Consider the following 20,027-nt stretch of genomic DNA (forward strand, 5'->3'; position numbering starts at 1 on the left):
TAATGTATGTGTGTTTTTACCAAGAAATGCACTTTTTTAATATGTAAAAATAGGGGTTCGACTTAGTGTCGAATGTTTGGGACTACATTATATATGGGGTCACCTTAGTGGGATGGAATATTGTACCCCACAAGATAATGTATGTATCATTACCTGCAACATAGTGTTGCACCTACAAGATAATGTGTGCAACTTTAGTTGCATAGTTTAATAAATAAAGGAGGAAAACGAATGGAGAATATAGATATAGCAAAACAATTATATAAAACATTTCAAGCTAAACAAGCAGATTCACAAAAGAGATGGAGTTATTATTGTGGTAAATCAGATATAGATAGTACATATTCAAAATCTAATTTAGGTAATAATAGAAAAGTTAAAGCAAATATGATTAAGAAATTATTAAATGAAGAAGTTGCTTTTGGATGTGTTAATGATATTACATTAGTATTGAAGCAAAGCTTAGATGATATTCTGAATAATGTAGAAATTAATGAAGAAAATAAGGAAATTAAATTTATCAATGCAATTATGAATAATAATGATAGCAATATAAATGCAGAACTGATGAAGAATTTATTATTATTTGGTGAAGCTATGGAGCTTTATTATACTGATAGTGTTGATGATATTACTAAAATATTTAAAGTGAAAGAATTAAATTCACTTAATTGTTGTGTGAATTTAGATAACAATAATGAAGTAATAAATGCTATATATGTAGTAAATGTTATAAATCCAGATGGAAGCAAAGGTATTCAAATACAATACTTTGATAATACTAATATTACTACATATGATGATAAATGGAATCAAATTAGTGAAAATCAACATTACTTTGGAGTAACACCACTAGGATATTGTAGATTAATAGATGGTGCTATAAGTACATTATTTACTGATTTAAAAGAATTACAAGATAATATGGAAAATATATTGTCAGATCTAGCTAATGAAATTGGAGATAGTCGCTTATCATATTTAATTATAAGAAATATGGGATTATCAAAACAAGAAATAGAGCAGAATTTTACAGATGAAAATGGAATTATCAATTTTGCTGGTGTATCTCAAAAAGTGATAAGTAATTTTAAAGATAATGGAATATTATTAATTGAGGATAGTAAGGATAGTGAAATTAAGGCTGAATATATAACTAAAAATATAACTGTAGAAGCTCATAAAGTATTTTTAGAGAAATGTTTGGATTTAAGTTATCAAATTTCACAGCATATAAATCTTAATGATAAGCCAAGTTCTAATACAAGTGGTGTAGCATTAATGATTAGAATTATAGCTCTTAGAAATAAAGTTAAGATTCAACAAAATTGTATGACACAAGCTATTAGAAAAAGAATTTCATGTATGTTTTATAGATTAAATCAGTCTAAAAACTTATTACTTGATAGTGGTAGAGTTGGGATTAAATATACTATTGCAGTTCCAAGTGATGATGTAGCTATAACAGATATTATCAATAAGTTATATGGACAAGGTTTATTAACTGGAGAAACAGCTCTAAGCCAATTGTCATTTATTAATGATGGTAAAGAAGAATATCAGAAGGCTCAACAAGAGTTAATGGATAGGAATAGAGATAATGAAAATTTAGTTGGTGGAATTGATGGATAATTTCAATTTTAGTAAGGATATAAAGGGATTTAATAAGCTTAGTAAAGAACAAAAATTGTTTGTAGCTAAGTTTATTGAATTTGCTAGAGAATTATATAAACAAGGTGATAAAGTAGTTAAAGAATTACTTAATACCCAAAATATCAATGAAGAATATCTTTTAAATGTAATAGCTAAGATAATGCTTAGATATAACATTAAAGATAATGTAATAAATATAGATAAAAAAACTAGAAATCAATTAGTTAAGGACATAGATAAAAACATAGTTGGTTTTATTAAAGAAGAATATGATAATGAAAATACTAATATTACTAAGAAATTAAATGATATTGGTAAAAGTAAATACTTATCAAGCCAATATTTACTTAGTTTAGGAATGGATTTCACGATAAATAAAATCTCAAAAAAAGATTTAGGTAGAATACTAAATAAAAAGATAAAAGGTGAAAATTATAGTGATAGAATTTGGGCTAATAAAAATGAAGTAGCTAAGAAGCTAAAAGTAGATATTAGAAAATTTCTTGATGGTGAAATAAATACTAATCAAATTGAAAGACAAATAAAACAAAGGTTTGGAGTTAATAAGAATTGTACTAAAAGACTTGTTAGAAATGAAATTTGTAGAGTTCAAAATGATGTTAATGAACAGTTTTTCAATGATAATAGTGGAGAACATTTATTATATAGTGCAACTTTAGATAGTAATACTTGTAGCAAATGTGCTAATGATGATGGAAAAGTTTATTCAGTAAATGATTCAAGACCATCATTACCAAGACACGTTAATGATAGATGTACTTACATATTATTGCCAGATAAGAATTATAGACCTAGTGCTAGGTTAGATAATGAAACAAAAGAAAATATAGACTATAAATCTTATGAAGAATGGCTAAAGAACAAAAATCTTTAGTCTTTTATTATGTAAAAAATTAATACTCGGATAGGTAGAATACTATCTTAGGATAATTAGGAGGAAAAGACAATGACAAAATTAGAATTAATGAAATTAATAGAAAATATAGAAAATGAAAATGGGGATATTACAGACTTAGTATTAAGTCAAGGTTTTGCAAAGCCTATAGCAGATGAAGAAGGCTTTAATAATTTAGTTGCAACTAATGAAATAGTACAAAAAATGATTGATAGTAGAATTGGAAAAGGTATTACAACATACCAAAATGGAACAGAAAAACAACATATAGAGGAAGCTCTATCTAAGTTAAGAGCAGAATTAACTGGAAACAATGAAACACCAGAGCAAAAGGCAATTAGAGAATTAACAGAAAAACTTAATTCTATGGAGTTAGAAAAAAGATTAGTAGAAATAGGTTTAAGTTATAAGGATAGACTACAAGATAGTGGAATTCCAAAGGAGTTACATACTTTTATTCTTGGTAAAGATACGGACGAAAATACAATTAATGAAAGATTAGAACTATTCAAAGGTGTTTTAGGAAACTTACAAAAAGGACAAGAAGAAGTAGTTCAAAAACAAGTGAATGAGAGATTAAATGGGGGATACAAGCCACCAGTACAAGCAGAAAATGTGAGTACAGCAATGAATAAAGAAAGCTTTTTAAATTTAGGACTAGCTGAACAAATGAAGTTTGCTAGTGAAAATCCAGAAGCTTATAGAGAAATTATGAATTAGTAATTTTAAATAAAATACTCGTAAATAAGTATAAAATCAACAATAAGACTTGAAACGATAAATAGTATGAGTTGATTTTATTAATTACAATATGACTTTTTAAAAGGTTGATTTAGTCGTTAAAGAAATAAGCCTACAATATTAAAACAAAAAATGGAGGAATTTTTTATGAAACAAAATTTAATTAATGTAGATGTACTAGGAGATGTAATAGGGGCAGAATTACCAAATAAATTAAGATTTGCACCAATCGCAGAGGTAGATACAAAACTAGAATCAGTAGCAGGAGATACAATAGTAAGATTAAAATATGCTTATATCGGAGATGCTGAAACAGTAGCAGAAGGGGAACAAATTCCATTAGCAGATATGAAAAATAGTAAACAAGAAGTTGTAATTGGTAAGGCAGGTAAAGGTACTAGCTTAACTGATGAAGATGTAAAAAGAATGGGTGAAGGTGTTATAAACGAAGCTAAAAATCAAATAACTTTAGCTATTAAAAATAAAATAGATACAGATTGTTATAATGCTTTAACTACTACAAAAGTTGTTGTAGATAATTCAAAATCAGCAATTTCATATGGTTCAATAGTAGATGCTAGAGGTAAATTTGATGAAGAAGATGATGAACCATCAGTTTTATTCATATCACCATCTCAAAAGACAGCTATTATGAAAGATCCACAATTTATTCCAGCTAATAAAATGACAGAAGCTATGATATTTGCAGGAACATTTGGAGAAATAGCAGGGTGTCAAATTGTTGTTGCTAAAAAGTTAGATAAATTATCTACTGGTAATGCTATTAATAACTTAATCGTTAAAGCAGGTGCATTAGGAATAGAATTAGCTAAATCAGCTATAATTGAGCCTAGTAGAGTTGCAAGTAAATCATTAACTGAATACTATGGAACAGAAATGTATGCTGTTTACTTAAAAGATGAAAGCAAATGTGTAAAACTTCTAAGTAAATCACCAGTTACAGCAGTAGCCTAGTCAGTACATATAAGTAGGTGTGTTACTTTATGTAATGCACCTAATTTAAATTAAAAGGAGGAAGTTTATGAATAGTCAAAGTATAGCTATAGAGCTGATATGTTCATATCTAAATAATCCTTCTTATTATTCTAAATCTTATATAATAAATAATTTTCAAGTAGTAATTCAACTATTATCTAAGGAAATAGATGATTATTTAGATATAAATTCAAATATTAAGCAAGAATCTTTAGGTTCTGAAAGTGTTACTTATGTAACTAGAGATCTATCAGAATTAATTAAGAAGTTTAAGGTATTATTACCTAATCCTAGAGTAAGGTGTGGTGTAGTATATTGTTAGTTTCAAAAAGATTTTTAGCATTTACATATAGTGTTACTAAAAAAGTGAAAGTTAGAAATGAGATAGGTCAAGTAATAGAAGGTTATTATTTAGTTGATGATTATAAATGTGCTATTCAACCAATTTTAGAAAAATCAATAAAATATGTGTGGGGGAACAATATAAAATCAAATTTAGAAATGTATTGTAACGAAGAGTTAAATATAAATGATGTAATTATTATTAGTTCAAAGCCATATAAAATTGAGAATAAGAAGGATTGGTTCGATTATAAAATGTATGCACTATTAGAAACAAAGGTAAAATTAATAAATGAAAATAATAAATAATGTAGATGAATTTGAAAAGAAATTTATGGAAGCTTTAAAATCAGCTTCAAAAGAAATTTGCATAACTGAACTGGCAGATATACAAAGTAATACTCCAGTATTAACTGGGGATTTAAAGAGAAGTATTACTGGTAAATCAAAAGTGAAAAATAATTTAGTAAAGATTGAATGGGGTAGTAAATTAGTATATGCAAGGAAAGTTGAGTTTAAAGATAAAAGTTATATAAGAAGTACCCTAACAAGAGATTTAGATAAGATAGGAAAGATATTAGATAAACATATTGGAGGTGCTGATAAATGATGAATTTGAATAATATTCAATCAGAAATTTTTAAATTAGTACCAAATGCTTATGATAGATTACCAGAAGATTTTGATTTTGGTAATGATTTGGGAATTCAAATTGATATAGGCGAAAGCATATCAGATAAATATTATTGTGATGAAATATCAATGAAAGTTACAATAACTGGATTAATAGAAAATAAGATGGAAATACAAAGCAAAACATTAGAATTAGATAAAATTTTAAATAAGACTATCATAAATAATGACCTCATGATTATAAGAGAAAATGTGTGGTTATCTAATTATTATGATAAAGATACATTCAATAATGTTTTGCTATATACAATAAAAATATATTAAAAGTAGGAGGAAAATAATAAATGGAAATAGGAAATGCTAAAGAAAAAAATATGATAGTAAATGATGGGTTTTTATATTATGGAGATTTTAGTAATGTAAGTGCTACTCCAGAATTTATAGAAACATTAAAAGGTCAATTACTAGGTATTTGTAAAGACAAGGTAAGCGTAAGTGCAAAACCAAAAGTAAGACAAATTAAAAATCAATCTAATAAAGTTAAAGGCTGGCAGGTAATAGATAACTGGGAAGTCAAGGTTTCGGCAGAATTAAAAACTTTTGATGATACATTACTAGAATCAAGTTTAATGAGTGAAAATGGAAGTGGTAAATTCAATGCTAAACTAGGGGTAATTGATGTAGAAAATTATAAAGATTTACTTTTAGTAGGAAAAGATATTAAAGGTGATATTGTTATAGTTCATGTACCTAATACATACAACTCAAATGGATTAAACTTTGATATGCAAAATAAAGATGAATCTGGATTTAAAGTTGAATTTAATTCAGCATATGAAAATCAAGAAGTTTCACCAATTAATATATTTGGTAACTTTAAAGAAATGGTTCAATCTCAAAAGACAGTAGCGTAAGGTAGTAGAAATACTACCTTATTTTTAATTTAAACAAAAATAGGAGGAATAATAATGAATTTAAAAACAACAGATCTTTTTGAAATATTACAAGTTATTAATAGATTAGGATTAAAAGAAGAATTAAAAGGGTTAGCACTAGGACAAGGTGTTAATTTTGAAAAGAAAAGGGTATTTGCAATAAAACAAAAAGAATACTTTGATAAAGTGGTTAAAGCAATAGAAACAAAAATGCCTTATAAAGAATATGAAGGATTATCATTAGAAGAACAAGATAAGATGTTAGTAGAAGTGGCTAATAAAGCATTAATTAAAGAGGGTAAAGAAATTGAGAAGCTTACCTTAGAAATAAATCAACTTTCTATTGATGAGATATTTGACTTAATATATATTGCTGTAATAGAAAGATTTCACTCTAATCAAGATGTAATATTTAGAGCATTATCTAAAATATTTAAGGTTGATATAGATGAAATTAGAGAACAAGCACCAATTAAAACTTTAAAAATGATTAAAGAATTAATTAACTCAAAGGATCTTAGAGAAAGTATAGAAGTTTTTATGTAAGCACTCAACTTGAAGAAGTTGGGTGTAATTTAGTTTCAGTACTTATAAAGAATAATGCTTATTTTAATATTTTAGATATGGATATATATGCTTCAATACCAATTATAGTTGGTGTTGTAGAGCAATTTTTTAATGATAGATTATATCTAACATATTCAATAGAAAATGCAATATATCCATTAGCAATTGAAGGATTTAAGCCAATATCGTTTAAAGAATATTTAAGTCCATATCTTAAAAAATCAATACCAGATAATTTGAAGGAAGATATGGAAAGAAAAAATAAGCAAGAAATAGAAAATAAAATTAAAGAGCAAGATAGTTTATTAAGTAACTGCTTGTAAGAGAAAGGAGGTAATAGAAATGTCAGAAGTTTATTCAGCTAGTGGTTCAATTAATATTGATGTAAACCAAGCTATTACAGCATTTAGAAGAATTCAGAGTGAAACTAAAACTACAAGTTCATCATTAGATGGATTAGGTGATACTTCTAATGATGTTGGTGGTAAATTCGCTAATATTGGAAGTAAAATTACTAAGTTTGGAGATGGTATTACTAAATTTGGAAAGAAATTAGCTCCAGCAAGTGCAGGATTAACACTATTTGGTAAGAAGGCTATTGATACTGGTGTAGCATTTGAAGACCAAATGAATAGAGTTAGAGGAGTATCTGGTGCGACTGCAAATGAGTTTGAATCATTAAAAAATAAAGCATTAGAAGCTTCAAGTCAATATGGTGTTGGAACTAAGGAAGTTGCAGAAGGTATGGAAAATCTAGCGAGTGCTGGTTTAAATACTGGTCAAATATTAGATTCAACTAATTCAGTATTGGCTTTATCTACTGCAAGTGGTGAAGACTTAGCAGGTTCTACTGATATATTAACTGGTGCTATGAGTGCATTTAATTATACTGCAAAAGATACAAATAAAATTGCAGACATATTGGTTGAAAATGGTAATAAAACTAATGCAGGAGTTAAAGATACTGGAGATGCTTTGAAATACGCTCAATCTAGTGCGAGTGCATTAGGAGTATCTTTACCAATGACAACAGCTATGATTGGTGAACTTGCAAATAACTCTATTAAAGGTTCAACAGCAGGAACAGCACTAAGAGGGATGTTCACGAGATTATCAGCACCAACTAAAGAAGCTAGTGATGCTATGAAAAAAATAGGGTTTAATGCTTTTGATGCAAATGGAAAATTAAAATCAATGCCTACTGTTATAGATCAATTAGGTAAAAGCTTAAAAGGCACTACAGATAAACAAAAGCAATACTATTTATCTACAATATTTGGTCAAGAAGCAGGAACAGCAATGAATGTTTTACTTAAAGAAGGTGGGAAAAATCTTAATGATTTAAGTAAATCGTATGATAATGCAAGTGGTTCGGCAGATAAAATGGCTAATACTGCTAATCAAGGTGTTGGTAAATCACTAAGGCAATTAAAATCTAGCTTTGAGATACTGCAAATAAAACTAATCACATCATTAGCTCCAACATTAACTAGCATTGCAAATCATATTGGTAAGTTAATTGATAAGTTTAATAAATTATCACCTACAACTCAAAAGGTTGTAGGAATAATAGGTGGTGTTATAGCGATTTCAGCACCATTATTACTAATGGTAGGAAAGATAATTTCTAGTGTAGGTCATATAACAAGTGCAATAGGTACATTAGCAAAAGCTCCTAGTAAAATCAGAAAAGTTGTATCTAGTTTTAGTAAATTTGGAGGTGTTTTAAATAAAACTAAAAGTGCAACTATGTCATTAGCAGGTAAAATGGGTAAATTAACTTTAGCAATATTAAAAAATACTGGGAAGCTAGTTAAAAATGGTACTATGTGGGTTGTTCAGAAAGGTAAAATGTTAGCATTTAAATCAGCACAATTGATAGTAACTGGAGCAACTAAAGCTATGACATTAGCTCAAAAAGCTCTTAATTTAGCTATGGAAATGAATCCAATAGGATTAATAATATTAGCATTAACAGCATTAGCTACAGTATTTATTATGCTTTATAAAAAGTGTGATTGGTTTAGAAATGGAGTAAATGCAGTATTTGGATTTATCAAAAAGATTTTTGTAGGATTTGCTAATTATGTTGGTAAAGTATTTACAGCTAATTGGGGAAATGCTTTTAAAACTATATTAGGATTTGTTAAAAATATGTTTTCTGGTATTTCAAGTGTATTTGGTTCAATCAAAAGGATATTTAGTGGAATAATTGATTTTGTTGCAGGAGTATTTACTGGAGATTGGAGTAGAGCTTGGGAAGGTGTTAAAAACATATTTGGTGGAATAATGAGTGGATTAGGAGCAGTTATGAAAGCACCATTGAATGGAATTATTGGTTTAATCAATATGGCTATTGATGGTATAAATTCTATAAGTGTAACAATTCCATCTTGGATTCCAGGAATAGGAGGTAAGCATTTTGGAACTAACTTTGGTCATATAAGTTATTTATATGATGGAGCAGTTTTTGATAAACCAACTTTACTAGGAAACAATACTGTAGTTGGGGATCATTATAAGGGTTTTGGAAATCAAACAGAATATGTTTTACCAGATAGGAAATTACAACAATCAGTTCGAGGAGTAGTTAGAAGTGAAATATCTAATCTAGCTTTAGTTGTAGATGGAGAGAAAATAGGACACGTTATGGCTAAAAATAAAGATAGAATGGATTTAGAATACTCACAATTAAATCCATTCTAGGAAGGAGAAAATTATGAGATTAAATACAAATTCATTCATATTTAATTCTCATAATTCTTTAAGTGATTTTGGAGTTGGGGTGCAAGAGTACCCTAATATTCCATTCATAAATGAGAATTATGAAGAATATCAAGTTGAAGGTAGAAGTGGAAGTTTAATAATAAATAAAGGAACTTATAATAATAGAGAAATATCATTTAAATTAGTTCTAGTAGATTTTAATAAAAATACATTTTATGAAAAAATGGATTTAGTTAGTGAATGGCTTACTAGTTTTACTGATAATAAACTTTTTTATGATAGACAAGATAAATATTTTGTTGTTAAAAAGGTGTTATTAAAGGATATAAAAAGACAAGCTATGTATTCAGAAGGTGAGTTTGAAGTTACTTTTCTATGTGAGCCTTTTATGACAGATTTAAATGAAAATATTTTAAATATAACATCTGATACTAACATAGATATATTAGCTAGTGTGCCAATTCCATTGGATATAAGAGCATATGGAACTGGAGATATTAATATATCAATAGGAGATTCACATATGCAAATTAAAAATGTAGTTAAGTTTGTTGATATAGATTCAAAATTATTAGAAGTAAGAGATAATGATGGAAACTCTAAAGATCTAGAAAGCTTTGGAGATTTTTTTAATTTTAAAAATGGTGATAATAATATAAAAATAAGCTCTAATATAGAGAAATTAGAAATAAGATATAAAAATTTATATAAATAGAAAGGAGGAATCATATGAATAAAGTTAAGATAGCTATTTTTCCACCTAATACATTAAGAAGTGTAGTTTTAAATGCTAATGGATATACATTAGATAATTATTGTACTAATTTAAGAACAACACAAGATTTAAAAGGAATATTTAGGTTAGAAGCTACATTTGTTAATAGAGAAAATATGCCTAATATAGATAATGGGTGTATATTAAAACATTTAGATGAAATATACAGAATTACTACTTGTACTAAAAGCACCATGATTACTAATATAATAGCGTACCAAATTACTATTACTGATACTGCTACATCTTGGATTAAGGACACAAGACCTACTAATACTAGTTGTGCTGGAGCATTGAATGACTTATATGAAAGTTCAGATAGTAATGGATATCCAAAAGAATTATTTTTATCAAGTAACATAGATACCATATCTACAGCATATTATCAAAAAATGAGTTTACATAAAGCTATATGTGATTGTGACCAATCTATTTTAAATAGATGGGGTGGAGAAGTACATAGAAATCAATACAATTTAAAAATAGTACCTAAGCTTGGTAGTGAAAATGGAATAGTAATTAGAGAGGGAAAGAATTTAACTGGATTTAGCGCTAATACTAATACAGATGATCTATGCACAGTAGCACTAGGAATAGGAGCTAATGGTATCGAAGGTGATTATATAGAATCTCCACTTAAATCCAAATATCCGAGAGCATACACTAAGACTATAAGTTATAGTGATATTAAAGTGAAATCAGAGAATGATACAGAGGGATTTGATACATTAGAAGAAGCTAAATCAGAGATAAATAGAAGAATTAAGTTAGAGTTTAGCAATAATCATATAGATGAAATAAAAGCAACATATGATATTAAGCTTATAGATTTAGCTAGAACAGAAGAATATAAAGACTATGCTTATCTTGAAACAGTTAATTTAGGTGATGTGGTTACAGTAATAGTAGATAGTTTGAATATAAGATTAAAAACTAGAGTTATAGAAGTAGTTAGAGATATATCTAATAATATAGTATCTTTAAAATTATCAAATAATCCAGTTGATAGTAGTTCAAGTGATAGTTCGATATTAAAAGAGATAAAAGATATTGTTACAAAAAATAACAATAAAAGTTTTATAGATTACATAACAGCTAAGATAAAATCTGGTGTAAAAGGTGGATATATGTTATATAACGAAAATGAGTTAATAGCTAGTGATAATAAAGATTTAAATTATGCTAAGAATATAGCTAGGTTAAATAGATTTGGACTTGCATTTTCTCAAAATGGTTATAATGGTGATTACGAATATGGAATAACTATTGATGGTAAAATTAATGCTTCATGTATAATGACTGGAATATTATCAGCTATTTTAATTCAAAATATAGATGGCTCTTTTTCTATTGATTTAAGTAAAAGTGGTGGAGCATTATTTAGAAATAATGGTAAAAAAGCTATTAATATAGCTAATAATTCAATTAATTTTTATGATTGGTATGACAATGAAAAAGAAATAGGTGGATTAAGTTCTGTTACAAAAACAAGAGATAAGACAAAGTCTTTATTACAACTTAATAATAGTAAACAGTCGGCAATATCAATAGCATATGAAACAAAAGATGATAGTAATAAATACACATCTTATATTGAATTCGATAAATATAATATACTAAATAATTTGAAACCTATATATATAATAGAAGATGTTAGTATGAGAAATGGTTCTTTATATTTTGGAGATAAAGATGAAAACCAATTTTATAATTCAAAAGCAGATTATATGTTTTTAAAAACTAAAAATGGGTTCGGTATATCAGATAAAGATAGTGGAAAATCAACTTTTTTAATGGATGGATTATATAAGACTATTTCGGCATCAGAATGGGATACTGGGAATGATTATTTTTATTGTGGAACAACTGGTTTTAGTTTGGCTAATATACTATATACAACTACTGGAAATACAATTTACTCTAAAAATACATTTGGAGTAGGTGGGGATTTGGTTGTCTCTGGAAAGAAAAATAGATTAGTAGAGACAGAACATTATGGGAAACTAGCTCAAAATGCTTATGAAACTTGTGAAGCATATTTTGGAGATATAGGTAGAGCAAAATTAAAAAATGGCAAATGTATTATAAGGCTAGATAAAAAGTTCTTAGAAACAGTAAATACAGATGTTCAATATGAAGTATTTGTAAGTCCTTATGGCAATGGTAATGTATGGGTTGATACTAACAAGATGTATAAGCAATATGTAGTTGTTGAAGGAACAGCAGATATTGAGTTTGCATATGAAATAAAAGTAAAACAAAAAGATTATGAAAATATAAGATTAGAAGAATACAAGTAAAGGAGGAATTTTATGAATTTAGATAATTATGAAATAAAAATTTTTGAATTAAATAGAACATACAATTTATTTAATTTAAGTGCAAAACAAGGAGATACAAATGGAAGTAGAGGGATATTATTTAAGATTACAAAAAATAATATTCCTTTTTCATTAGAAAATATAAATATTCAAGTTGGTGGGGAGAAGCCAGATGGAACATTTATATTAAATGATGTTGAAATTATAGATAGAGACAATTCAATAATAGAAGTAGATTTAACAAGTCAAATGTTAGCTTGTGATGGAATACTAAGATTAGAATTAAATTTTATTAAAGATAATATCAAGTTATCAAGTTACCCATTTGAAGTTGAAGTTATAAAATCAGTTTCAAGTTTTAAAACTGTTGTTAGTAGTGATGAGTTTGAAATTTTAAATGAAGCATTAAAAAAAGTTGATGGATATAATGAAGAGCTAACAAATGCTATTAATACTAGTAAAGATGAGGTATACGACAAATTAGAACAAGATTTTTCTGAAATTAAAAAAGAAGGAACAAATACAGTCAATAATTTGAACTCTATGAAAGATGAATTACAACAATCTATTAATGGTATGAATAATAATAGCACTTTAAATAAGCTAGAAGAACTCTTGAAATATAATGGAATAGTTGGGATTGATAATACTAATATTAATTTAAAAGTTGAAAGAAATAAGATTTATGCTGTTAGTTCTCCAATTGATAATGAAATAGTTGCTATAGATCATTCTAGTATGAATAATGGAGATAAATGTTATTTTGTAATTGCTTCAACCAATCCTGCTGTCAAATTAATTTTCAACAAAGAGAGTCTAGTTAATTCTGGTGTTTATATTGTAGGAAATAGAAATCAAGAATTTAATGGTAGGGATAATGGAGATTTGATAATAACGCTTTATAAATTAGGGAATTGTTTGAGGTTAGCATATGATCCTTCGTTTGGAGGGACTAAAGAAGAAATAAATAAATTAGATGATGACATTAAATCACTACACATATCAAATCTAATTAGAAACACTGGCTTTTTAGGTGCAAGAGGTGGCACTAATGTGATTCCTTGCTGGGATAGCTTTGGAGGGTTGCTAGTTTACAATAAGTTTGGACAAGCTAATTATGATGATCCAAATACTATATATTTAATGAATGTTGTGAATAATATTCCCTCTCTAAATAAGGCAGGAATTTATCAAACTTTAGATCAAAGTCTTAATTGGAATACTCAATATACACTCTCGCTTGAAGCGTTTAAAGAGCCAAATGTTAAGGATTATTCAGTTAGGTTAGAATTTTATGATAAAGATATGAAACAAGTTGATAATATTACATTAATAGATAAAGCTATAAATGAAGAACTGAAAGAGATAGCTAAAACATTCACAACTAAATCTGATTTTACTTTATCTCGAATTGTTATAGAGCATGGAGGAGTTAAAGATACATCCGTATCTGCTAGATACTTATTAATAATTAAGGATTTGAAATTAGAAGAAGGACAACTTAAAACTGGATATACACCTTCATTTGATGGAGTAGCTTCATTAGATAGAGCTAATGCTTGGACTGATGGCTCATATATGAAGTTAAAGCGAGATGGACATGGTTTTGTAACTATAACTGGATATAAAAAAATTACACCTAACCCAAAAGGAACTTGGACTAGGATAAATTTCCCCTATTCATTAAAGGATGCTAACTATACTGTTCAAGTTACTGCATTTGATGGAAGATCAGACAATAATTTTAGATCAGTTAAGGTTGGTGATACATTAACTAAAGATTGGTGTGAAGTGCTGGCAGGAGATGTATTTGGTTTTTATTACACAATTACATCATCAGAAAAATATTAAAAAGGAGTTGAAAATATATGAGTGGTATATTTTATAGATATGATAAAGATGGGAATTTTGATGGTTTCTTAATGGAAGAATTCACTCCAAGAACTAGGGATGATATTAACCTAATTGAAATTAGTCCAGAAGTTCATCTGAGTGGAATGGATGATACATTAAAGCTAAAAGATGTAACTAATTTACCTAGTGAATTAGTTACTATTGATAATTTAGAATATTATTTTGATAAAGAAAGTAATGTTCGAGATGCAAATATAGTTGATAATAATTCTTTAATTATGAAACAATTAGCTTTTAATAAAATAGAATTAATGAAAAATAGCATGAAAAACATTAGTTTATCAGAAGATAATTCTGTTATTATGAAACAACTAGCTTCTAATAAATTAGAACTTATGCAAAAAAATTCAATTATAAATAAGCTAACTACACAGATAGCTACAAATAAAATAGATATATTAAAAATGAAAGGTGGAAAATAAAATGGATAGTACAAATTATGATTTTTGGAAAATGGCTTATGATATGAAAGCAATAGACGAGGGAATGTTAAGACAAGCTGTGTTAACAAAAGAAAACCCTTATGGAGAAATAACACCAGAACAATTCAAGGTAATAACTGGTAAGGGATTTATAACATCTATATCAGATACGAATACACAAGTATAGGTGTATTAAAATGAGTATTGAGGTAATAAAAGACTTTATAAATACAACTGGATTCCCAATAGCGTTGTCTATTGGGCTTATTTTATTTATATATAAGTTATGGAAAGAGCAGAAAAAAACACTAGAATATATAACAAATACAAATAAGTCATTAGTAGATACAAATAAAGAGTTAGTTGATAAATTAGTGAGTAAAGTAGATAACATAGAAAATAAGGTGGATGAAATAATAGAAATAAATAAAAGGAGAGATTAGAATAATTAAAGAAAATTTTAAAAAAATATTAGGTAGATTAAAAAATACTGGAACTATAGTAGCTATTGTTTCATCTGTAATAATGATATTAACTAACTTAGGGTTAGGGGGAGATAGTGATAAAGTTATGTATGTAATTAATTCTTTATGTGGTATCGGCGTAGCTCTTGGAGTATTAAATAACCCAACAACTAAAGGGCTAGATGTTCCAAAGGTTAAGTAAGATGGTAGATATTATAAGTTAATAAAAAGAAGTGAATGGATAAAATGATAAATGAACTCATATACTTTTATATAGAGAATAAATAGAAAATCAAAATAAAAAATATAACAAAATATGGAGAAAAAAGTATATGTGGTATATAATAAAGGAGATAGGAGAAAAGAGAAAGGAGATTAAAGAAATGGGGTATATAAAAAAAAATGGTATGGATGCATTAGAAGTTTCTATGTATATTATAAAATATGCTGATAAAAAAGGAAAAGCTTTAACGAATATCAAGTTACAAAAAATTTTATACTATATACAAGTAAACTTCTTAGTTCAAAAAGGGCAACCATGCATTAAAGATAAATTTATGAGGTGGGAATATGGACCTGTTATAGAAAGTGTGTATTATGAGTTTAGAAGATATGGGAAAAATGAAATTCCTAAGACACATAAAAGTTATTCAGTAAAATATAATATAATGAAATTTGAAAAAGTTGAAATTCAAGAAGAAAAGGATCTAATATATAAATATGAAAATTTGATAAATAAAGTAATTGATAAATATATAGATATGGATGCTTTTCAATTAGTGAAAAAAACACATGATGAAGATCCATGGAAAATTACAGATGAAAATAAAGAAATTAGTCATCATGAGATACGAAAATATTATTTAAAAAATAAAAGTAAAATGTAAAAGGGGTATAAAAAAATAGTATGAACTTAATTCAAATGACACGAGATTTTGATAAAGTTTTAGAGGGGTTATCGTCAGTTAATATGGAGGAGGATTCAAAGGAAACTTATCAGAGCATAAAAGAATATTATGAGGTATATGAGGTACATAGATATTCACAAATTTTAGAACGGATAGATAAGAGATGTAGTGAGGATTTTTTGGAAATTTGTATGGAAAATATAGAAATAATAATTACTAAGATTAAAAGCGAAGAGCTGGATGAGGTATTAATTCCTAAACTACAAAAACTACACGATCATTTAAATTTACAACTAAAGGAAATAGAAAGTCAAGATAAAAAAGCACAAGAGATAAAAGAAAGTTTAATTGAGGATTTTAATACTTCGAATAATGAATTTACAACTAAAATAGCATCGATAGAAAGTAATATTTATAACAGTATAGTAACAGTGCTTGGAATATTTTCAGCTATAATATTTGTTATATTTGGTGGAGTAAGTAGTGTAGGATCAATATTGCAAGTGTTAAATGAATTTAATAGAATTAATGATTTATTGATGATAATAATACTAGTAAGTCTCATAATTTTTAATATTGTATTTTTATTGTTTTATTATATTTCAAAAATTACTGATAAAAATATAGGTGGTGTTATACACTATACATCGAGTGAAATGTATAAAATAAAGCAATTGAGAGAAACATGGTTTAGTGATTATGGATATATGAATAGAAAAATATTGGAATTTTACATAGATGGTAATATAAAAGAAGAGTTAATAAAAATTTGTTTTACAGATGAAAATGATATTGAAGAGAATCAGTATATGAAGATTTTAGAAGAAGAAGTTAAAGTAGATTCAGATGAACTTGATGAAATTTTAATGGAAATCATAGGATATAGATATTGGTTTTTAAAGAAACTAATTAGCATTATTAATTTCTTTATTGAAATATTTTTTAGAATATATAATTCTTGTATTATAAAGTCAATTAGAAGATTTCATTGGATTATAATTTATAACGGATTAAGTATAGGTTTGATTATATATCTTATGTATACTTAAAATAGAAAGTAAAAAGTATTTTAAAGGAATGAGTAATAAAATTTAATACATAAATATATAATTAAGTAAAAGAGTTAGATAGGGATATCTGGCTCTTTTTTTGTACATAAAGGAGATAAATTATGAAAAATACATATATAATAGAAGGAAAAATATCGAAAATGATAATTAAAAGTAAGAAATATGGAGTAATAGAAGTATTTATAGATACAGAGGATATAGAAAAGATAAAAAATATTAAATGGCATTATCAAAAAAATAAAGATAGTGCGTATATAGGTGGAAGAGTTGATGGTAAATTAATTAGATTACATAGATATTTATTAGGTGTTACGGATACTTCCTTAATTATAGATCATAAGGATAGAAATACATTGAATAATTGTAGAGAAAATTTAAGATTCGCAAATTACCAAAAAAATAGTTTTAACAAAAATATTAGAAGTGATAATAGTAGTGGAATAGTTGGGGTAGATTTCAGTAAAAATGCAAATAAGTGGAGAGCTAAAATTAAATATGACGGAATAACAATACACTTAGGATATTTTAGAGATATAGATGAAGCTACTATAAATAGGAGGTTAGCAGAAGAAATTTTATTTAAAGAATTTAATCCAAATAAAATGGAATATAATTTAGGGATAGATGAACTACAAATTATAAGAGATATAGTAATGGGGAAAATAATGAGAAAAATAGCTTGATTATTTAGGAAATTATGGTAATATAGAAAGTGGAAATAGAAATTCTAATGGCAACAAATATATATGATGAAAACCAACTGATTTTTGGTTATTTTATATGAGATATGTTGCTATTTATATATGAAAAAAGCCAGTATAAAATGTACTCTAAAGCCTTATGAATACTTAGTAGATGCAATAAATAGATTATTTGGATATACTATTCAAAATTCAAAAGGAAAACCAACTAATAGTGAATTCATAGCAATAATTGCTGATAAATTAAGACTTAAAAATAAAGTGAGCTAAAGTAAAAATAGTTTTAAATAATAAAATTAAAAGTTTTCATAATAGATATTGTTTTGGCAGGTATTTTAAATTATAATTTATTGAAAAGACTAAAGATAAAGGATGTGCAGTAATATGGCATTAAAGAATTTTATATTTGGATTATTTCCAGATCCACTTGAATACAGTGGAAGTGTAACACAATCACAAAACGTAAAACTATTAAGAGACTTATATGAATTTTTAGAAAAGGAGAAAATTCCTTTTGATAAAAGAAAGAAAGAATTAGCTTATAGATGTGAGTTTAAAAAAGAAAATGGAGTTGCAGAATATAAGATATATGATATAAGTGATCATTTATTAAATATAGTTATATTAGATGATAAAAATAAAACTATAGATTTAATAAGAGATCCAAAATAGAAATATCCTACTAAATTTAATTTAGTAGGTATTTTTTTAAAGATTAATCTAACAGTATTTATATTATGTAAAGGAAGGATAAAACTATGAAATTAGAAGAAAAGATATTAAAAGAAGAATTAAAGCATAAAGGTAATTTTTTAGAATTTATTAATATGACTGTTGAATTACCAGACGGAAATATGGGAACAAGAGATATAATAAGGCATCCAGGAGCATCAGCAATAATACCATTTATAGATGATGAGAATGTAATTTTAGTAAAGCAATTTAGAGCAGCACTAAATAAAATATTGATTGAAATACCAGCAGGAAAGCTTGAAAAAGGAGAAGATCCATTTATTTGTGCAAAAAGGGAACTAGAAGAAGAAACAGGATTTAAATCAGATAATATAGAGTATTTAGGAACTATAGCAACAGGTGCAGGGTTTACAGATGAACTTATTCATATTTATAAAGCAACAAAGCTTTATGAAGGAATAAAAGAAGGGGATGAAGATGAATTTATTGACATAGTAAAAATAAGTATGTCTGAAGTAAAAAGAATGATTAAATGTGGAGAGATTATTGATGCTAAAACAATTTCTGCTTTTGGCTATATAGATTAAAAAGTTTTCTCTCTAAATGAATAGTAATATGAATATTTTTAAAGTTTAAAACATAATAATATTTATAACTATTTAGGAGGAGAGAATAGATGAAGTTATTAGCGAAGAAAATTGGTGATACATTCGAAGAACAAAAATTTTATTATTTGATAGTTTTATTATTTTTTTGTGTAGGTGTAGTTATTGGAGTATATGCTATAAAGTACATGAATATTAATGATAGGCAAGATTTATCAAGTTATTATTCAAACTTTATAAGTGGGATACAAAGTAGCAATGTAAGTTATGGTACATTATTGTTTGAGGTTTTCAAAAAAAATATGGTTATAATAATACCAATAGTAGTACTTGGGTTCACTTTTTTTGGAAGCCCAATTATATTAATAATAAATCTTATAAAAGGATTTTCTATTGGATATACCTTTACATTTTTGCTTACAACATTCAACGGAGAAGGATTAGGGATTGCAGTAGCATCACTAGTTCCTCAAAATATTATTTATATTCCTTGTATAGTAGCAACAAGTATAATTGCATTAAGTTTATCAACGATAAAATTCAAAGAAAGGTTTATAAAAAAGGTTCCAATAAAAAATTTATTACTAAATAAAGGTGGAACTAACATATTATTAATAATACTTTGCATATTTATAATTGGTATA

25 protein-coding genes and 1 pseudogene are annotated in these 20,027 nt (G+C 26.6%); all 26 read left to right on the plus strand.

The features are described 5' to 3' along the window. Positions 1-231 precede the first annotated feature (231 nt). Positions 232-1,632, plus strand: a complete 1,401-nt coding sequence (locus ACRC28_RS06175) for a phage portal protein (RefSeq protein ID WP_438542575.1) — start codon at positions 232-234, stop codon at positions 1,630-1,632. Next, positions 1,625-2,548, plus strand: a complete 924-nt coding sequence (locus ACRC28_RS06180; protein ID WP_438542576.1) for a minor capsid protein — start codon at positions 1,625-1,627, stop codon at positions 2,546-2,548. Before ACRC28_RS06175 ends, ACRC28_RS06180 begins: the two co-directional genes overlap by 8 nt. A 72-nt stretch (positions 2,549-2,620) precedes the next feature. Further along, complete coding sequence (locus ACRC28_RS06185; RefSeq protein ID WP_438542577.1) at positions 2,621-3,289, plus strand: capsid assembly scaffolding protein Gp46 family protein; 669 nt, start codon at positions 2,621-2,623, stop codon at positions 3,287-3,289. A gap of 168 nt (positions 3,290-3,457) precedes the next feature. Then, entirely contained in the window at positions 3,458-4,285 is an 828-nt protein-coding gene (locus ACRC28_RS06190) for a N4-gp56 family major capsid protein (RefSeq protein WP_438542578.1), read from the plus strand. Between the two features lie 67 nt (positions 4,286-4,352). Beyond that, positions 4,353-4,628, plus strand: a complete 276-nt coding sequence (locus ACRC28_RS06195) for a hypothetical protein (protein WP_438542579.1) — start codon at positions 4,353-4,355, stop codon at positions 4,626-4,628. Further along, entirely contained in the window at positions 4,622-4,957 is a 336-nt protein-coding gene (locus tag ACRC28_RS06200; RefSeq protein WP_438542580.1) for a hypothetical protein, read from the plus strand. Before ACRC28_RS06195 ends, ACRC28_RS06200 begins: the two co-directional genes overlap by 7 nt. Continuing rightward, positions 4,941-5,258, plus strand: a complete 318-nt coding sequence (locus ACRC28_RS06205) for an HK97 gp10 family phage protein (protein WP_438542581.1) — start codon at positions 4,941-4,943, stop codon at positions 5,256-5,258. The genes ACRC28_RS06200 and ACRC28_RS06205 overlap by 17 nt, the downstream gene beginning before the upstream one ends. Continuing rightward, a complete protein-coding gene (locus ACRC28_RS06210) occupies positions 5,255-5,605 on the plus strand; it encodes a hypothetical protein (protein ID WP_438542582.1) in 351 nt (116 codons plus the stop codon). The genes ACRC28_RS06205 and ACRC28_RS06210 overlap by 4 nt, the downstream gene beginning before the upstream one ends. Before the next feature lie 20 nt (positions 5,606-5,625). Continuing rightward, a complete protein-coding gene (locus tag ACRC28_RS06215) occupies positions 5,626-6,195 on the plus strand; it encodes a hypothetical protein (protein ID WP_438542583.1) in 570 nt (189 codons plus the stop codon). A gap of 54 nt (positions 6,196-6,249) precedes the next feature. Continuing rightward, positions 6,250-6,762 (plus strand): hypothetical protein, encoded by a 513-nt coding sequence (locus ACRC28_RS06220; protein ID WP_438542584.1) that lies wholly within the window; start codon positions 6,250-6,252, stop codon positions 6,760-6,762. A 77-nt stretch (positions 6,763-6,839) separates the two neighbouring features. After that, complete coding sequence (locus tag ACRC28_RS06225; protein ID WP_438542585.1) at positions 6,840-7,106, plus strand: hypothetical protein; 267 nt, start codon at positions 6,840-6,842, stop codon at positions 7,104-7,106. Positions 7,107-7,125: 19 nt separating this feature from the next. Then, entirely contained in the window at positions 7,126-9,489 is a 2,364-nt protein-coding gene (locus ACRC28_RS06230) for a phage tail tape measure protein (RefSeq protein WP_438542586.1), read from the plus strand. Between the two features lie 13 nt (positions 9,490-9,502). Further along, entirely contained in the window at positions 9,503-10,225 is a 723-nt protein-coding gene (locus ACRC28_RS06235) for a distal tail protein Dit (protein WP_438542587.1), read from the plus strand. A gap of 14 nt (positions 10,226-10,239) precedes the next feature. Next, on the plus strand, positions 10,240-12,585 hold the full coding sequence (locus tag ACRC28_RS06240; RefSeq protein WP_438542588.1) for a phage tail spike protein: 2,346 nt from the start codon (positions 10,240-10,242) through the stop codon (positions 12,583-12,585). 12 nt (positions 12,586-12,597) lie between these two features. Then, the gene (locus ACRC28_RS06245) at positions 12,598-14,457 is read left to right on the plus strand and encodes a BppU family phage baseplate upper protein (RefSeq protein WP_438542589.1); all 1,860 of its coding nucleotides are present in this window, start codon (positions 12,598-12,600) and stop codon (positions 14,455-14,457) included. 17 nt (positions 14,458-14,474) lie between these two features. Further along, complete coding sequence (locus ACRC28_RS06250) at positions 14,475-14,942, plus strand: hypothetical protein (RefSeq protein ID WP_438542590.1); 468 nt, start codon at positions 14,475-14,477, stop codon at positions 14,940-14,942. Position 14,943: 1 nt separating this feature from the next. After that, positions 14,944-15,129, plus strand: coding sequence for an XkdX family protein (locus ACRC28_RS06255; RefSeq protein ID WP_438542591.1), 186 nt, complete (start codon positions 14,944-14,946; stop codon positions 15,127-15,129). Between the two features lie 10 nt (positions 15,130-15,139). Then, positions 15,140-15,385, plus strand: a complete 246-nt coding sequence (locus ACRC28_RS06260; RefSeq protein ID WP_438542592.1) for a hypothetical protein — start codon at positions 15,140-15,142, stop codon at positions 15,383-15,385. An 82-nt stretch (positions 15,386-15,467) separates the two neighbouring features. Beyond that, positions 15,468-15,608 carry a hypothetical protein gene (locus ACRC28_RS06265; RefSeq protein ID WP_438542593.1) on the plus strand — a complete coding sequence of 47 codons (141 nt, stop codon included), beginning with the start codon at positions 15,468-15,470 and terminating at the stop codon, positions 15,606-15,608. A gap of 181 nt (positions 15,609-15,789) precedes the next feature. Next, a complete protein-coding gene (locus ACRC28_RS06270; RefSeq protein WP_438542594.1) occupies positions 15,790-16,293 on the plus strand; it encodes a Panacea domain-containing protein in 504 nt (167 codons plus the stop codon). 20 nt (positions 16,294-16,313) lie between these two features. Further along, positions 16,314-17,363, plus strand: a complete 1,050-nt coding sequence (locus ACRC28_RS06275) for a hypothetical protein (RefSeq protein WP_438542595.1) — start codon at positions 16,314-16,316, stop codon at positions 17,361-17,363. Positions 17,364-17,485: 122 nt separating this feature from the next. Next, positions 17,486-18,067 carry a hypothetical protein gene (locus tag ACRC28_RS06280; RefSeq protein ID WP_438542596.1) on the plus strand — a complete coding sequence of 194 codons (582 nt, stop codon included), beginning with the start codon at positions 17,486-17,488 and terminating at the stop codon, positions 18,065-18,067. A gap of 168 nt (positions 18,068-18,235) precedes the next feature. Next, positions 18,236-18,355 (plus strand): annotated as a pseudogene (locus ACRC28_RS06285) (sporulation initiation factor Spo0A C-terminal domain-containing protein); the annotation flags it as partial. Positions 18,356-18,469: 114 nt separating this feature from the next. Continuing rightward, on the plus strand, positions 18,470-18,757 hold the full coding sequence (locus tag ACRC28_RS06290) for a hypothetical protein (RefSeq protein ID WP_438542597.1): 288 nt from the start codon (positions 18,470-18,472) through the stop codon (positions 18,755-18,757). 86 nt (positions 18,758-18,843) lie between these two features. Next, the gene (locus ACRC28_RS06295) at positions 18,844-19,365 is read left to right on the plus strand and encodes an NUDIX domain-containing protein (RefSeq protein ID WP_438542598.1); all 522 of its coding nucleotides are present in this window, start codon (positions 18,844-18,846) and stop codon (positions 19,363-19,365) included. An 89-nt stretch (positions 19,366-19,454) separates the two neighbouring features. Next, the coding region (gene spoIIM, locus ACRC28_RS06300; RefSeq protein ID WP_438542599.1) for a stage II sporulation protein M at positions 19,455-20,027 on the plus strand (573 nt) is incomplete at its 3' end.

This window comes from Clostridium sp., from assembly GCF_051650885.1.
Lineage (GTDB): Bacteria > Bacillota > Clostridia > Clostridiales > Clostridiaceae > Clostridium.

Coding starts and splice junctions, on each gene's coding strand:
- ACRC28_RS06175 (WP_438542575.1), top strand. CDS start 232: ATGGAGAATATAGATATAGCAAAACAATTATATAAAACATTTCAAGCT.
- ACRC28_RS06180 (WP_438542576.1), top strand. CDS start 1,625: ATGGATAATTTCAATTTTAGTAAGGATATAAAGGGATTTAATAAGCTT.
- ACRC28_RS06185 (WP_438542577.1), top strand. CDS start 2,621: ATGACAAAATTAGAATTAATGAAATTAATAGAAAATATAGAAAATGAA.
- ACRC28_RS06190 (WP_438542578.1), top strand. CDS start 3,458: ATGAAACAAAATTTAATTAATGTAGATGTACTAGGAGATGTAATAGGG.
- ACRC28_RS06195 (WP_438542579.1), top strand. CDS start 4,353: ATGAATAGTCAAAGTATAGCTATAGAGCTGATATGTTCATATCTAAAT.
- ACRC28_RS06205 (WP_438542581.1), top strand. CDS start 4,941: ATGAAAATAATAAATAATGTAGATGAATTTGAAAAGAAATTTATGGAA.
- ACRC28_RS06210 (WP_438542582.1), top strand. CDS start 5,255: ATGATGAATTTGAATAATATTCAATCAGAAATTTTTAAATTAGTACCA.
- ACRC28_RS06215 (WP_438542583.1), top strand. CDS start 5,626: ATGGAAATAGGAAATGCTAAAGAAAAAAATATGATAGTAAATGATGGG.
- ACRC28_RS06220 (WP_438542584.1), top strand. CDS start 6,250: ATGAATTTAAAAACAACAGATCTTTTTGAAATATTACAAGTTATTAAT.
- ACRC28_RS06225 (WP_438542585.1), top strand. CDS start 6,840: ATGGATATATATGCTTCAATACCAATTATAGTTGGTGTTGTAGAGCAA.
- ACRC28_RS06230 (WP_438542586.1), top strand. CDS start 7,126: ATGTCAGAAGTTTATTCAGCTAGTGGTTCAATTAATATTGATGTAAAC.
- ACRC28_RS06235 (WP_438542587.1), top strand. CDS start 9,503: ATGAGATTAAATACAAATTCATTCATATTTAATTCTCATAATTCTTTA.
- ACRC28_RS06240 (WP_438542588.1), top strand. CDS start 10,240: ATGAATAAAGTTAAGATAGCTATTTTTCCACCTAATACATTAAGAAGT.
- ACRC28_RS06245 (WP_438542589.1), top strand. CDS start 12,598: ATGAATTTAGATAATTATGAAATAAAAATTTTTGAATTAAATAGAACA.
- ACRC28_RS06250 (WP_438542590.1), top strand. CDS start 14,475: ATGAGTGGTATATTTTATAGATATGATAAAGATGGGAATTTTGATGGT.
- ACRC28_RS06255 (WP_438542591.1), top strand. CDS start 14,944: ATGGATAGTACAAATTATGATTTTTGGAAAATGGCTTATGATATGAAA.
- ACRC28_RS06260 (WP_438542592.1), top strand. CDS start 15,140: ATGAGTATTGAGGTAATAAAAGACTTTATAAATACAACTGGATTCCCA.
- ACRC28_RS06265 (WP_438542593.1), top strand. CDS start 15,468: ATGATATTAACTAACTTAGGGTTAGGGGGAGATAGTGATAAAGTTATG.
- ACRC28_RS06270 (WP_438542594.1), top strand. CDS start 15,790: ATGGGGTATATAAAAAAAAATGGTATGGATGCATTAGAAGTTTCTATG.
- ACRC28_RS06275 (WP_438542595.1), top strand. CDS start 16,314: ATGAACTTAATTCAAATGACACGAGATTTTGATAAAGTTTTAGAGGGG.
- ACRC28_RS06280 (WP_438542596.1), top strand. CDS start 17,486: ATGAAAAATACATATATAATAGAAGGAAAAATATCGAAAATGATAATT.
- ACRC28_RS06290 (WP_438542597.1), top strand. CDS start 18,470: ATGGCATTAAAGAATTTTATATTTGGATTATTTCCAGATCCACTTGAA.
- ACRC28_RS06295 (WP_438542598.1), top strand. CDS start 18,844: ATGAAATTAGAAGAAAAGATATTAAAAGAAGAATTAAAGCATAAAGGT.